6 protein-coding genes are annotated in these 13717 nt (G+C 71.8%); 5 read left to right on the top strand and 1 reads right to left on the bottom strand.

Translation table 11 applies throughout. From position 1 onward, the window contains the following. Positions 1–154: 154 nt before the first annotated feature. On the bottom strand, positions 155–994 hold the full coding sequence (locus tag AB0O00_RS17305) for a papain-like cysteine protease family protein (RefSeq protein ID WP_363652597.1): 840 nt from the start codon (positions 992–994) through the stop codon (positions 155–157). Between the two features lie 539 nt (positions 995–1533). Here AB0O00_RS17305 and AB0O00_RS17300 point away from each other — a divergent pair. The 5 genes from AB0O00_RS17300 to AB0O00_RS17280 form a co-directional block, all read left to right on the top strand. Next, positions 1534–7434, top strand: coding sequence for a hypothetical protein (locus tag AB0O00_RS17300; protein ID WP_363652596.1), 5901 nt, complete (start codon positions 1534–1536; stop codon positions 7432–7434). 197 nt (positions 7435–7631) lie between these two features. Next, positions 7632–8915, top strand: coding sequence for a hypothetical protein (locus AB0O00_RS17295; RefSeq protein ID WP_363652594.1), 1284 nt, complete (start codon positions 7632–7634; stop codon positions 8913–8915). 119 nt (positions 8916–9034) lie between these two features. Then, complete coding sequence (locus AB0O00_RS17290; RefSeq protein ID WP_363652599.1) at positions 9035–10549, top strand: TIGR02677 family protein; 1515 nt, start codon at positions 9035–9037, stop codon at positions 10547–10549. Beyond that, positions 10546–11760 carry a TIGR02678 family protein gene (locus AB0O00_RS17285; RefSeq protein WP_363652592.1) on the top strand — a complete coding sequence of 405 codons (1215 nt, stop codon included), beginning with the start codon at positions 10546–10548 and terminating at the stop codon, positions 11758–11760. Before AB0O00_RS17290 ends, AB0O00_RS17285 begins: the two co-directional genes overlap by 4 nt. A gap of 17 nt (positions 11761–11777) precedes the next feature. Next, positions 11778–13717 (top strand): TIGR02680 family protein (locus tag AB0O00_RS17280; RefSeq protein ID WP_363652590.1); only part of this gene is annotated, 1940 nt, incomplete at its 3' end.

The raw sequence follows: 13717 nt of genomic DNA, 5'->3' as shown, positions 1-13717 counted from the left end.
GTCCGGCCGGAGCGCAGCACCTGCTGCGCGGCGCCGTAGTCGGGGACGTCGCTCCCGCTGTCGGCCGTGGCCGTCGTCGTGGCGGCGCCGACGGCCACGAGTGCGGCGGCGGTGAGGGCGACCACCTTCGGGGTCCTCATCGTTGGTTGTCTCCTCACGCGTGGATGCCGATCCGTGAGTGGGTCCACTGGAACGAGCCGTTGTCGACGTAGGTGTTGAAGTTCCACCAGGTGTACGTCTGCGTGCTGGGCCACGGATCGCCCACCGCGATCATGTTGCTGGTGCTGTCGTAGCCGTAGATGACGTTCATGTGCCCGCCGCCCGAGGTCCAGCCGATGCGCACCGCGAACGGTCGGCCATTGGCTATCTCGTTGGTGACCTCGCCGAACGAGGCGTTGCGGTTCAGGTCGTGGCCGCTGTTGCGGAAGCCCATGGCGGACAGGCCGTTGGCCAGGTCGTCCAGCGTGGCGGGCCGGTCGTTGCAGTCCAGCCAGCGACCCTGCTGGGCCAGCCGGCAGAAGTCGTACTGGTTGTACTGGCGGTAGCCCCAGTAGGTGGCGATGGTCAGGCCGGAGGCGTCCCAGCACCACTGGTCCTGGACCTGCTTCTGCATGGTGATGTCGAGTGCCGTCCAACTGGTGGGCCGGGTGGAAGTGCAGAGCGGCAGGTTCCCGGTGTCCTCGCTGATGAAGGCGTCGGCGATGTAGTAGGCGCCGGACCAGATCCAGCGGTTGTCGTCCTCGACGGTGTCGCCCGTGGTGCGGCAGATCATCGGGATGCGGTCGCCCGGTGCGGCCTGGCCGGAGATCCGGCCCGAGAGTGTGGGAAGCACACGCTCGTTGAGTGTGCTGTGGTTCCCCTGTCCCCCGATGACGGTTCCCTTGACCAGGCCCGCCTGGGCTATGGCGCCGATACCCAGCGCGGCCGCGCCGGCCAGCACGGCGGCGATCGCCGCCACGGCCAACCGGCGTGATTTCCTACGGTGTTTGTGCATGCGTCAGATCTCACTCCCCGTGAGGTGAATCCGAATGCGGGGGAGTCTGGCAGAGCCACGTCCGAACCGGAACGGCGAAGTCCGGGAGACTTGAGGGCTACGCGCGTAGGTGGCGAGAGTCGCTGGTCAACAGGTGCTTCATGAGGGCGATTTGGTGAGATCCAGCGTGACCGGTCTAGTCCACTGTTATCGCATCGTTATCCGTCGGGAAATATCCTTCAGGCTGTGAAATTTCACAGAGTGAGTGCAATGTTACGCACGATGAGGGATTCAGAAGCGGGGATTCAGGAATCCGAAGAAGCGCTTATGGGGCGCGGCCCGCAGCCTTACGGTCATCGAGCCCGGGTCAGGTCAACCAGTTCTCAGTCGCGTCCGGTGAACTCCGATTCGCCGGACTCCGCTCCTCCGGTGTCCGGCCGACCCACTGCCCATGCGTGTGCATGACGTCTCGTCAATTCATGGGTTTGAAAGCCGAGATGCACCGCTGTACTGGCCGATTCCCCTGCGGATGGCCTCGGGACCGTGTGAGGATGGGCGCCGTGCCGCCAGCTCCCGAACTCCGCCGTTGGCTCTCCAGTCAGCCGCCGGACGCCCTTCAGCACCTGCTCGCCTTCATCGCCGTCGTGCACGGCCGCCCCTTCGGATACAAGGGCGAACCGACCCGGCAGGCCCGCGCGAGTGCCGCGGGTATGCGTTCCTGGGTCGCGAAGGCTCCCGCGGACCTGCTCCTGCGCATCGCCGAAGTCGGGCGCGAAGTAGCCGACCGGATGGCCCGTCAGCAGGGGTTCGCGAAGCAGGGCCTGCGGGGCGCGGACGCCGAGTGCATGCGGGTGGCGTTGACGAGCCTGCCGCCGGCGCTCGCCTGCCTCGCCCTCCACTGGTATCCGCTGGGCGACGAGGACGTGCCCGAGCGCAGTCATGTCCTGGAGCAGTGGGACACCCTGTGGAAGGCCGCTGCCACTCCGGCGGATTGGCCCGAGCCGAAACGCCCCCGACGCGCGAGCAGAGTGGAGGCACGCGCGTCCGGCACGGCCTCGCAGGAGGCCCGGTGCGACGACCCGCACAGCACGCGATCCGAAGCCGCAGACAGGGAGAACTCGGTGCCTGACGACCTGCCAGAGCAGCTCGAAGCTGCTGCGCACCGCCTGCGCAGGGAGGGGGAGGTACTGGCTGGGCGGCTGGAGAGCCTGGCGGTGGATGTCCGCAGAGGTGTGGGGCGGCGGGACGCCGACCTGTCCACAGCAGTGGACGCCTGGTTCGGTCAGCGGGCGGCCATGGCCGAGTTGGCGCTCGGACTCGGCACCGACGTCGAGTGGGTGGCTACGCAGACCCATGATGACCTCGACCGGATCCTGGCGGACGTCCGCTCGGCGAGGGCCGACGAGGAGATCGCGGCGGCAGTGGCCGAGCGCGGGAGGCTCGTTGCCATGTTGGGCGAGGTGAGCTATCCGGGCGTGCTGATCGCGCTGCAGGTGGAGGTTGACGCCATTGACGCCCGGCTCCGGGAGCTGCGGTCGATCGGCGGACAGCGGCTCGTGCCCCGCCCGGTCGACGGCACCCGTCCGGAGGAGTCTGCCGAGTCGGAGACGACGGGCGGCGCCGCCGGCGAGGAACTGCCCTCGCCGGCGGGAGCAGGTGCCGTTCCCGCCGCGGCCGAGGGCGAAGCGCGGCCGCCGGTGGCCGCTTTCGAGGCGTCCGAGCAGCTCACCGACACCCTCGACCCGCCGGTTTCCGAGGGGGAGCAGGCAGACCCGGGAACCGCACAGGCGCAGCCCGCGGCAGGCGAGAGCGCGACCGAACCCGAGCCGGCGCTCGCTAACGCGGCCCCCGCGCCGGCGGGGCCGGCTGCGGCCTCGCGGACCGCGGACGAGCCGAGCGGCCGCACCAGGACCGCCACCACCGCCGCCGCCTCCGGGGTCAACCAACCGATCGGCGCGTCGGGGCAGTCGGCGGAAGCTCGGGCCGTCCACCCGCTCGGCATCCCGAAGCAGGTGTCGATCGAAGCCGAGCCGAAGGCCGCCGAGGTGGTCGAGGCATCAGCGGCCGTCGAACCGACCGACGTCTGGACGCGGACCGGCGACGACTCCTCCCCGGTCGAGCGGATGATCGCCGAGGGCAGGCTGGCCGAGGCGTACTGGCTGACCCGGGCTGCCCGGGAGCGTCAGGAGCGGTGCCAGTCCCTGGCCTTCGCCACGTCGGCGTTCGGGCTGGCCCCCGGGCAGCAGGCGGCGATGACCCTGCAGATCAGCGTCGAGGACAAGGCGCTGCCGACCGCAGAGGACCGGGACGGCTACCTCATCGCCCTGGCCGCCGCGGTGCGCAGCGGACTGCAGGCGGGCTGGGCGCTACCGATCGTCAACGACTTCGCACAGCTCCCCGGCTTGCCCGAGGTCTGGAACGAGCTCTTCCGGACGCTGGCACTGGAAATCCGCAGGGGGGTCTCGGTCCAGCCGGGCGACGAGGCCCGGCTCGGGCCGGAGGACACCGTCGACCCGGCCGATCTGCGTGACCGTGCGGCGGCCCTCAAGGCTCGTCTGGGGACCAGCAAGACGGCCTACCAGCTCGCGTCCCGGGTGCTCCAGACCCTGCTCAAGGATGATGCGGAGCTCGGGCACACCCTCAACCTGATCGCGGCATGGTCGGTGGGCGGCGCCACGTCCGACCAGCTTCGTCAGGACCTGGAGGGTACGTACGGGGAAGACGACGCGATCGATCGGATCATCAAGGAGACGACGCGCCGCGTCAGTTCGCCGAACCAGCGGAAGACCAAGATCATCGCGACGGCCCTGGACCAGCTGAGGGGGCGCATCGGGGAGGTGACGGCGCTGCTGCGCGAGGCGGTTCAGGTCGCCGAGATGCCACCGCGTGGCGACAGCCGGCGACTGGGGAGCGAGCTGGTCGCCGCGGTCCGTGCGGCGCGGCAGGCGGCACTGCTGCCGGGGCCCGGCGGCGAAGCGGTCCGGCTGCTGCTCGACTGGATCGGCAGCGAAGGCTCCCGGGGTGTCCCGAGGGCCCTGCCCGGCCTCCCAGGTACCGACGCGCTGCTTGTCCTGCCGCGTCTGGCCTGGACCACGGCGGCCGACGGCCAGGACGTGCCGGACCTCGCCGCACCGGACGCCCTGGACGCCCTGCTGGAGCTCCTGAACCCGCTCGACCCGGGCAAGGCGTTCACCGCCCACCTCGACCGCGGTGACCTGCACATCGCCGGGCGACTCGTCGACCTCGCGGCAGCCGGACGGCCGGGCGCCGTCTCCGCAGTCGAGGCGAACCAGCTGGACGTGTGGCGACGCCGGCTCGGTGACGCCGAGGCCCAGTGGCGTCTCAAGGCCGACTCGACCCTGCGTCAGGCCGATGACCTCTTCGCGCAGGTCCGCCTGCAGAACCTGCTCACCCCCGAGCAGGAGAGCCATCTGGCGGCCCGGCTCCTCGACCTCAAGACCGCGGAACGGAGTCTGCAGTTCCGTCGTCTGTTGGAGCGGGTGCAGGGCGTCGTCGCCCAACTCCACGACAGGATGTCCGAGAAGACGGACCAACTTCGCGAGCAACTCGTCGACCTGAACCTCGACGAGGCGGACCTCGCCCGGATCGGCGCTCTGATCGACCGTGGCGACGTCGCCACCGCCGAGGAACTGCTCTCCTTCGCCCGCAAGGGCGACCGCATCCCGGAGCAGGTCGCCGAGACCGGCATCGAGCTGGCCGCCTTCCTGGAGGGGGTACGTCACCCGGAGTCGCCCAGGGCCGGCAGCGCCGGAGTCGGCGCGCGCTGGTGGTTCGACCACTACGCCCGTGGGCGCTCCGGTGAGGCGGAGACCGACGCGGTCACGGTCGCCCTGGAGGCCTGGGAGGCGCTCGGGCGGCTGAGCGAGCGCCGCAACTCCTTCCAGAAGCACGTCCCCAGCGTGCTGCGAATGCTCGGCCTGAGCGTCAAGGGCCCGGTCCGGCTGGTGGACCAGGACCGCAAGGACTGGCAGGTGATGACGCTCTCGATCACTGCCGACATCAGCGACAACGTCCCGGGCTACGTGTCCCGGATCGGCTCCAGGGCCAGGGGCAGTTATCGGGTCCTCATCGTCGGCACCGAGGAACTCGGCCCCGACGCCCTGCTGCGCCACCTGCCCGAGTCCGCGCTCGGGGCCAACATCATCCTCTACCTGCAGCCGCTCGGCATCAGCGGACGCCGGCGTCTCGCCCAGGCCTCCCACCAGAAGCCGCAGCAGGCGATCGTCGTCGACCCGGCCGTGTTCGGCTGGATCGCCGCAGGCGAGGTCCGCTCCTTCCGGGCGGTGCAGCGGGTGACGCTGCCGTGGGCGGCGTACCGGCCGTACGAGCCCTTCCAGGCCGGTCAGGTCGCCGCCGAGGTGTTCAAGGGCCGCGATGACGAGAAGAGTACGATCATGGCCCGCGAGGGCGGCCTCTTCCTCTACGGCGGGCGGCAGTTGGGCAAGTCCTCGCTGCTCCGGCAGGTGGCCGACAGCTTCGGGTCGGGGCACGGCGGCAACCAGGTCGCGGTCTACACGGACCTGCGGTTCGCCGAGATCGGGCTCAGTCGGCTCCCGCAGGAGATCTGGAGCGTGCTGGCCCAGCAGTTGCAGGACGCCGGAGTGCTCGACCGCAGCGTCTCGGAGCACGCGACCGCCACCGCCGTCGGCGACGGGGTCCAGCAGTGGCTGAGCGAGAGCGAGGAGCGCCGCATCCTCTTCCTCGCCGACGAGGCGGACGCGTTCCTCAACGCGGATGCCCGGCCGGTCGAGACGGCGGGGGCGCAGTCGACCTTCCGGACGCTCACCGGCCTGATGAAGCTGATGGCCGACACCGAGCGCCGGTTCAAGATCGTGTTCGCGGGTCTGCACCAGGTGCAGCGCTACAACCGGCTCACCAACTCCATCACCGGGCACGGCGGCGAGCCGATCCTGGTCGGTCCGCTGCGCGCGAAGGCCGCGATCGACCTGGTCATCGAACCGCTGGCCGCGGTCGGGCTGTTCTTCGAGAACCCCGATCTGGTCTGGAGCATCCTGGCGCTGACCAACAACCAGGCCAACCTCGTCCAGATCGTCTGCGAGGGTCTGGTCGAGGAGATGCAGGGCCGCTCCCTGTCCGCGGAGGGCGGGCGCCCCCGGATCACCAACGCCGATGTGCAGAAGGTCGTCGCCTCCGGAGGCATCCGGGACAAGATCCGCGACCGCCTCCGCCTGACCATCGACCTGGAGGACCGGTACCGGGTCCTGACCCTGATCCTTGCGCTGCGCAGCCTCACGGACGGCTACGCCCGCGGCTACACGCCCCAGGAACTGCAGGAGGAGGCGCACCGGGTGTGGCCGGACGGATTCCCGGAGCAGAACGGCGTGGACGGGGTCCGGACCGACCTGGTGGAGATGGAGGGCCTCGGACTGGTCCTCCCGCTCCCGGGGCGGAGCAACAGCTTCGTCATGCGCAGCCCGAACCTCGTCAACATGCTCGGCACCCGCGACGAGCTCAAAGCGGAGCTGCGCACCAGCGAGTTCACCCAGAACTACGACTACAACCCCCGTGTCGCCCGCCGGTCGATCGTCGTCGACCGCCGACGGATCATGCGGATGAGTCCGTTGACGGACGAGCAGTGGCACGAGGCGCTGTCCTGGCGCACTGCGGTGATCACGGCCTCGGCCGCGCTCGGTGCCGATTCCCTGGCCAAGGCCGCGGAGCAGCACGTCGGAAGGGAGTGTCAGGTCGTGCCCGTGGCGCCCGCGGAGCTGCCCCAGACGGTCACCAGGAGGGCCCGGGAGAGCTCGCCGCACCTGCTCTTCGTCGATCTGCGGGGCGTTCCCGCGGCGGACCTGCGGGCCGCCGTCGACCGACTCGCCACGTACTCTTCGACGCCGGAGGAGGACGGCAAGGAGATCCCGCGCCGGCGCGCGATGGCCGTCGTCGACCCGTTGACCGCGCTCGGCCCCGACTTCCCGGAGGTGTTCCGGACGCAGCCGCAGCGCTGGAACGCGACCAGTCTGCGAGCGTGGCCGGAGCAGCCGTTCGTCTCGGTCCAGGAGCGCCGCAACCTGATCGAGGTGACCGGGGGCTGGCCCGCCTTCGTCGAGTACGCCATCGCCCAGTACCTTCAGGGCGCCCCCCGGGAGAAGCTCCTCGACATGGTGCGGGCCCGGACCGACGACCTCGACTTCGCCCGCAACCACCTGCAGCGGGCCGGTCTCTCCGACCGCCGTGTCGAGCAGATGGCCGGCTGGGCCGACATGTTCAGCCTGGAGGAGCACCGGCAGGGCAGGGCCCACGCCATTCCCCACGACCTGGCCGTCGTGCTCGACGACGACTTGGACGAGGCCGAGGCGCTGCTGGCGGATCTGGAGGCGCTCGGGATCCTCGACGACGACGGCGAGGTCCTCACCGTGGACAGCGTCACCTTCCGCGCGCTCAAGACCGTGGCGAGCGCGCAGGGCGGGGCGGCGTGACGGATCTCATCGATCCGGACGGCGCACTGTCCGCGGAGGCGGTCCGGTACCTTCCGGGCGCACGACGCCACTGCGCCGGGGTGCTTGCCGACCTGCGCGCCGGGCTGACCTGCGTCTGGCTGTTTCCGGACGCCGAGGTGGACTCGGGCCGTGCGGACCGAGCCGTGGAGGAGGTGATCCACGGCCTGGACGACGTCGTGGACGTTCCCGGCAAGGAGACGGCTGCTCGCCCGGCTCCGGTCGCGGCATTGCCGGAGGCACGGGGTTCTCGAGAGCCGCTCGGCATCGGGGGCGAGTCGGTCGGCCACCGCTTCGAGGACGCCCCCGATGTCGACGACGGCTTCGCAGGCTGGGATCCCTTCGGAGTCTTCGGCGGTGGGGGTATCCGGACGTCCGAGGGCCCACCGCTCGCACCTGCCGTCGACGCCCGGTTCGCCGACGGCTCGGACCTCGACGTCCCCGCGCGCCTGGCTCGCAGTCTCGGCCTGGACGGGGACCTGGTCACCGAACTGGTTGGCAACGCGGACGGCCGTGCGCCCGTGCTCGTCATCCGTGCCTGGACCGAGGCGGGCCCGCACGTGCTCTCCCGGCTGCTGCGCCGCTTCCAAGCCGCCGTGAAGGAGGCCGGCCTCGAACCGAGCGATCGTCCACGGCTGCTGGTGGCCTCCCGCCTTCAGGACCTGGAGGCGGACACCATGGGGCTCCTCGACGGAACGGTGTCACGGCCGCACTGGTGGTGGGGGGTTTGGAACCACCTCGACACGGCCACCGTGGTCGCCGATGCGATTCCGCACGCAGGCTTCGGCCAGGCCCACAACCGCATGACGCCGACCAAGCTGATCCAGCACGCCCTGCGCCGCGAGACCGTGGTCCAGACGGCCGGGCCCGATCTGGGACTGGCGGTGGAGCTGGCAAAGGTCTGGAGCGGCAGGACCGGTGACCTGGCTTCCGCCTTGCGCGAGTGCTGCCTCGCGGACGACGCCGTAGCGCAGGGCTCCCAGGGGCGGGGCACGCCCGGTGCGGCGTACGCGCCGCTCCCCGAGAACGGCTTGCGCGAGGCGTGGTCGGCAGGCCTGGTCGACAGCTGGGAGGGGCAGATCCGCCATACGCCCCGCTCCGGTGGCACGGAACTCGACAAGCTGGTCTGGCAGGCGCAGAACCGCGTCCTCCTGCCCCTCATCGACGACGCCCGCGTCGGCTTCGTCGAACTGCTTCCGCGCATAGCGGTGCGCGGCGTCACCCGACTGGTCAACACCTACGTCCGGCAGTCCCTGCGCGACGCCAACGGCTCCTCGGCGGATCCGGCGTCCATGGAACTCGGCGAGCTCTACGACGCGGCGGTGCACCGGGACATCACCCTGACCGATGAGCAGTTCGGCCGGCTGCGTACGCTCCGGCGGGCACGCAACAAGCTCGCCCATCGCACGCCGATCGACGATGCCCTGCTCCAGGACCTGCTGGACGCGCTCTCCGGCTTCTGACAGCCAACGCGGCCGGGGCCCGGGACCTCGACCTCGTGCACGACAGGGTGTCGGTGCGTCCGCGTACTGTGGTACCCGACGGAGGGGGAAGGCAGCAGGTGCGCAGGGTGCCGCCGGAGATGTTCCGGTTCACGACGGGGGAGAAGGCCGAGCTCTACGGTGCGATCCTCCAGGCCTTCGGCGCGGCCAACGAACGGTTGGAGACCGCGCTCGGGCTGGACGACGTCCGCACCCGTCTGCGGACGGTCGGTTGGCTCGACGCGGTGCACGACGACGATCTCCAGGAAGCGCTGCGGAAGCTCAGGGAGTGGCAGCTGCTGGACGTCGTCCAGAACCACGCGGAGAACTACCGCACCGCCGAGGAGTACGAGCGCCGCAACCTCCAGTACTCGCTGACCCGGCGCGGCGAGGCCGCGTTCGCCGGGGTCGAGCACGCCCTGTCCGTGCTCGCCTCGACGGGGGCACTCCAGACCGCGGTGCTGGAGGCGATCGCGGACCGGCTCGACGAGCTGTACGTCCTGCTGGGGCACTCCGCGTCCTCGGACCGCCGGGTCTTCACCACGCTGCAGGAGCTGGAGGGCCACCTGGAGGCGCTGCTGGCCAACACCAAGGCGTTCAACGGCGAGTTGCAGCGCCTGCTGCGCGCCGAAGGTGCGGACCTGGCGACCTTCCGCGAAGTGAAGGCCGCGACGGTGGCCTACCTCCAGGAGTTCCTCGTCAACCTCGACCAGCGAGGTCAGACGGTTGCCACCGCCGTGGAGCGGGTGGAGGAGCGTGGGGTGAGCCTGCTGCACGCTCGGGCCCTGCGGGGCGCCGAGTGGCCGCCGGTCGCCGACGGCGATCCCGCGCCGACCTGGCTGGAGCGGCGCCGGGCGCGCTGGGAGGGCCTCCGGGCCTGGTTCCGGCCGGCGGACGGGTCACGGCCCCGGGTGGAACAGCTGCACGACGTCGCGCGTCGCGCGATCGTGACGCTCCTCCAGGTCCTCGACCGGATCACCGAGTCACGGCGCCGCTCGTCCAGCGCCGTCCAGGACTTCCGGGAACTGGCCCGCTGGTTCGCCGCGGCGCCCGGCGAGGACGACCTGCACCGCCTGTGGTCGGCCGCCTTCGGGCTCGGGCCGGCCCGCCACGCCCATCTCGCCCACCCGGACCCGGAGTTGGTGCCCTCGTCGGGTACCTGGGCGCAGGCCCCGCCGGTGGAGGTCTCGGCCCTGCTGCGCACCAGCGGTCGCACCGAGCGGTTCACGCGCACCGGCAAGGTGCGCGACGTCGGCGGCATCAAGGCGGCCCGGGCCGAGCGGGCCCGGAAGGAGCGGGCCGAACTCGAAGCGGCCTGGGACGTCCTGGGCACGGACGGCCCGGTACGGCTCTCCGGCTTCGGCACACTGGACCACGCGGTCTTCGAGCGACTGCTCGACCTTCTCGGCCGGGCACTGGTCGTCCGGCCGGACGGCAGCGGAGCACGCCGGGCGGTCACGTCGGACGGCCGCGTCGAGGTCGTCCTCCGGCCGTCGCCCGGTGGCGGACGCGCCGTCCTGCGGACGCCCCGGGGGAGACTGGAGGGGCCCGACTATCTGGTGGAGATCCGCAGCCCGGGCAGCACCCGGCAGCCCGCCGGACGGGAGACGCGATGAGCACCCTCGCGAACCAACTGGTCCTGGCCGAGCGGCAGGACGTCGCCCGGGGCGTCAGACTGCTGCTCGGCCGGCCGCTGGTCACCGAGCGCGGCGACCCGCCGGCCTTCGAGCTGATCCGCCGCCGCCAGGACCCGTTGACGAAGTGGTTCGACTACCACTGCGGCTGGCAGCTGGTGGTGGAGCCGCGCCTGGGGTACGCGCGGTTGTTCAAGATCCGGGCCATCCCGGACGGCTCGCGCCCCGCTCGCCGGCTGCGCTCCGGCAGGGCGCCGTTCGACCGCCGCCGCTACATCCTGCTGTGCGTCGTCGCCGCCGAGCTGCTCCCCGTCCCGGTGACGACGGTCGGCCTCCTCGCCGACCGCGTCGTCCAGGCCTGTGCCACCGACGAGGCACTGCCGCCCTTCGACACGGCGAGCAAGCCCGAGCGGATGGCCTTCGTCGACGTCCTCAAGCTGCTGGAGTCCTACGGCGCGCTCCTCATCGTGGACGGTGTCACCGAGAGCTTCGCCGACTCGGCGCAGGCCAAGGTGCTCTACCGCGTGGACGCCACCGTGCTGATGCGGCTGCTCGCCGCGCCCGTCGGGCCGTCCCGGCTGGCCGTACCGGCGGAGGAGATACCGCTGCGGTACGAGGAACTCCTGCGCGGCACCGTGCGCGAGAGCCGGTACGGCGGTGCCGACGCCTCCGACGCACAACGCAACCTCCGGCTGCGGCACTCGCTGCTGCGCCGGCTCTTCGACGATCCCGTCCTCCACCACGACGAGCTCTCCGCCGACGAACTGGCCTACCTCACCTCGCCGACCGGCCGCCAGATCGTCCGGCGCGCCGCCGAGCAGGCCGGTTTCGTCCTGGAGGAACGGGCCGACGGACTGCTGCTGGTCGACCCGGACGGGATCGCCACCGACAGCCGCTTCCCGGACGATTCCGCGACGGCCCGGGTGGCCGCCCTGCTCCTGCTGGAACCGCTGACGGCCGCCCCGGGCGGGCTGACACCGGAACAGCTCACGGCCGAGGCGGACGAACTCCTGCGGCGCTTCCCGCAGTGGGCGAAGAGCTACCAGTCGGAGGACGGAGCCCAGCGCCTCGCCGCCGATGCGGTGCGCGTCCTGAGGGACTTCGGCCTGGCCCGACGGATCGGCGACCGCACCGTCCCCCGCCCCGCAGCGTTCCGGTACCGGACCACTGTCGCCGACCTCCCCGCAAACTGAACCAGAGAGCAACTCCGATGACCGTCACGGAAGTTCCGCAGTCCCCCGCCCCTCGCGCGGCGGCGGCAGGGGCGCGCTGGCAGCCCGCCAGGGCGGGCATCCTCAACGTCTGGCGCTACTACGACGAGACCTTCACCTTCCACGAGGGCCGGCTGCTCCTGCGGGGGCAGAACGGCACCGGCAAGTCCAAGGCGCTGGAGGTGCTCCTGCCGTTCCTGCTCGACGCCAGCCTGCGCCCCAACCGGCTGTCCACCTTCGGCGGCTCCGAGCGCACCATGCACTGGAACCTGATGGGCGAGGGCACCTCGGGCAAGACCCGCGTCGGGTACGTCTGGCTGGAGTTCGTCCGCGACGACGGCGATCCCGTCCACTTCACCTGCGGCGCCAGACTCCAGGCCAGCGTGCACACCACCAACGTCACCGCCGACTACTTCACCACCGGCGCACCGATCGACCGCCCCGGGGGCCTCGCCCTGGTCAACGACGCGGGCCAGCCGCTCACCCGCGCGGCCCTCGCCGAAGCCCTGCAAGGCCGGGGCGAGCTGCACGGATCACCGGCCGACTACCGCAACACGGTCCGCAGCACGCTGTTCCCCGGGCTGAGCGAGCAACGCTACGACGCCCTGATCACCGCCCTGCTCCAACTCCGCACCCCCAAGCTCTCCGAGCGCCTGGACCCCTCGCTGCTGTCCTCCCTGCTCTCCCGGGCCCTGCCCCCGCTCGGCCAGGGCGAGATCACCGAACTCGCCGAGGGCTTCGAACGCCTCGACCGCCAGCGCGAGCACCTGAAGACCCTGGACGACGAAGTGGCCGCGGCCACCGCCGTCGCGAACCAGCAACGCGGCTACGCCCAGCGTGTCCTGCGCGCCGGGGCCGCGGCGCTCGTCTCGGCGACGACCGAGATGGACAACCTCACCCGCATCGCCCGGCAGAGCGAGGAGGAGCATGCCGAAGCCCTGCGCCGGCGCGACGAGAGCAGGGCGGCGAAGGAGGAGCTCGAACACCGGCGACAGGAGATCGACGGCGCCATCGAGGGGCTGCTCGACTCCGAGGTCTACCGGCAAGGCCAGGAACTCGACCAGCTCCGCCGCAGGGCCGACCAGGCCGCCGGGACGGCCGACCGCCTCCGCGCCGCCGCCGACCGGAAGGCCCACACGGCCGACGAGGACGCCGGGCGCGCCGACGACGCGCGGCTGCGCTCCGAGCAGCTGGCCGAGCACACCCGCGCCGCCCGGGAGGACACCCGGGGCGCGGCGCGGCGAGCAGCCATGGAGTCCCTCTGCACCGAGGTGCAGACGGTGCTCGACACCCCACCGGGCACGTCCGGGGACACGGGGGAGCAAGGGCGCACGGCACGCCGCCTGCTGCGTGGCGCGGTCGCCTCGCGGCACGGCCAGATCACCAGGGTCCGCGCCGCCGTCGAACACCACGAGCGGTCCGTCGCGGACCGGACGACGGCGGAGCACCACCTCGACACGGCGCGCGAGCGCCTGGCCGAGGCGACCGCCCGCCGCGACGGGAACGCCCGCGCCTACGAGACCGCCGTCGACGCGCACGCCGACCTGCTGCGCCGGTGGGCGACGTCGGACTGCACCGAACTGCGCGTCGATGACGCCGAGGAGCTCGCCTCCCGCGCCGCCGTCGAGACCGACGTCCTCGCGCTGGTCGAGGCCGCCGCCCGCGCGGCGGACAGCGCCATCACCGTCGAGGAGACGACCGCCCGGGCCGACCGGGACGCCGCCCGCGCCCGGCGCGACCGCTTCGCCGAGGAACTGGAACGCACCGCGACCGCCGCCGATCTGCCGCCGGTGCCGCCCCGCACCCGCACCGCCGCCCGGTCGCCACGGCCGGGCGCACCACTGTGGCGCCTGCTGGCGTTCCGGCCGGAAGTGCCGCCCGCCGACCAAGCCGGCATCGAGGCGGCCCTGGAGGCGGCCGGCCTGCTGGACGCCTGGAT

It is taken from the genome of Kitasatospora sp. NPDC093558, assembly GCF_040683475.1.
Lineage (GTDB): Bacteria > Actinomycetota > Actinomycetes > Streptomycetales > Streptomycetaceae > Kitasatospora.
This window is presented reverse-complemented; position numbering and strand designations above follow the sequence as displayed.